The sequence below is a fragment of the Helicobacter sp. T3_23-1056 genome (assembly GCF_053654535.1).
Window position 1 is genome coordinate 1 of record NZ_JBSIUU010000066.1, and the last position, 2008, is coordinate 2008.

The window sequence follows — 2008 nt, forward strand, 5'->3', positions numbered from 1 at the left end:
ACCCTAAGTAGCTCTGCAAAAGTAAATAGCATAGAAAATGCTGGGACGATAAATGGTGGCATACAGCTAAATGGCACAAGCCTAAGCTCTATAAAAAACAAAGACAACGGCACGATAACCAACCTAAATGTAACCGCTGGGGCAAAGCTAGAGAGCCTAGAGCTAAGCGGAGGCACTATCTCAAATCTAAACATAAGTGGCGCAGGAAGCTATATCCGCTCTATATCAGGGACAAATGGCACGATAGGCACGCTATCGCTAGGCGATGCTAATAACAACACCGCATTGCTAACCCCAAACATAGACGCCAAAGTAACTAATCTACGAATCAATAGCTTTGGTATCACGATAAATAAAAAGGAAAATGATTGGAATACAAATCTAACTACAACAATCAATGGAAAAACAATAGGCGATGGACAAAGAATATCCGTAGGTGGCGACAGCACAAATATATCATATATAGCACCAAAAGCCATAGTCATAAACATAGGGGACGATATTTCTAAAGGCGCAGTATATAAAGCAGAAAATCTAGTAGTCGCAGGCACTACTGCCAAAGGGGGCAATATCGCTGAAAGCCATATCACAGGCGGTAGAGGCACACAGCTTATCTGGGCTACGCACACCACAGATAACAAACAAGGCTTTATGCTGCAAGCAGATGGTAGCAATGCCTATATCACCGATGTCTATCGCGCTCTAGCCCTAAGCTATATGCGCAGAAATGCGATGACGCAAAATATCCTAGATACGATGACGACAAAGACATTTCATAGCGACAACTACTACAATCAAGAAGTAGAATTGCGACTTTTGCAATACGATATGTCTAGGCTAACCAACAAAAGCACTAGATTTTCTAAAACCAAGCGCAAAAACACCGCCAAAATCGACAAAGTCCGCGAAAAAATCGCTAGGCTTACGCTTACGCAAAGCAAGGGGCAGGATTTGGAAAAAGGCTATAACAATTTCGAGCTTATCGACCAGCTAGATGCGATATTTATCCCTTATACGGGTAGGCGCGATTGGCGGTTTTTCGCGCTACCATATAGCGCAAATAGCTATGTGGATTTGGGGGCAAACTCCGCGATAGAATGGGTGGGAGGCGCACTTTTTGGTATGCAAAGAAACTTGCGCAAAAACGGAATCTTTGGGGGGTATTTGGGCTATGAGTTTAACAATGTAAATACAGAATTTGTAGGCTCTGCGCCCACTTCTGTGCTGACAAACTCGCTTCAAGGCGGGATAAATTATTTTAAAACCTTTGCGGTTACTAGGAAAGTCGCGGAGGGTTTTATAAAGCTAAATATTAGGGCGGGGGTTGATTTGCCACAATTTAAGCTAGATGCGGGCGGTAGGATAAACACCATAGAAGCAGACTCTAGCAAGACAAAGGCAACAATCCCGCTAATGTGGAATGCAGGGGTGGAGCTAAAAGGCGGGATTACGATTTATCAGTTTAAGAAAAATAGCTATGTCGCACCTGAAATCGGGCTAAGCTATGATGTGCTATCCTCCGTGCCTACGAAGCTAATCAAGCCTAGAATCACAAGTGTAACCCCTAATGTCCTGCCTATCGGTGCTGATGAATACTATGGGGCTGTGTTGTGGCATTTGCCACAGGTGCAAGCTAGCCTGCGCTACTACAAAATCTGGGGCAATACATTTCGCACCAATACCAAAATCGGCGTGCGATACAATGTCCTAAATGAGCCAAAACTAGGTAGCTTTCTATACGGAAATACGCTAGATGAGAAAGAGCGCAGAATCACTCTGCCTCTAGTGTATGGGAATCTAAGCTTTGATTTGGTGTGGCTTGTGAAAAAAAATCACGAGCTAAGTTTGGGCTATGATGGGCTTTTCTATGCGTCTAGCTTTGACAAAAGTAGCGAGTCTGCGCTAAGCAAGTGGTTTAATGGTGTAACGACTACGGTGAATTTTAAATACGCGTATTGGTTTGGCGGGAATGACTATGTAACCGATAAAAACGGCAATGTCATCGGGA

Annotated in this window: 1 protein-coding gene; it reads left to right on the forward strand. The window is 43.7% G+C overall.

The features are described 5' to 3' along the window. A partial coding sequence (locus ACWIUO_RS13630) for a hypothetical protein (protein ID WP_454178432.1) occupies window positions 1-2008 on the forward strand: 2008 nt, incomplete at both ends.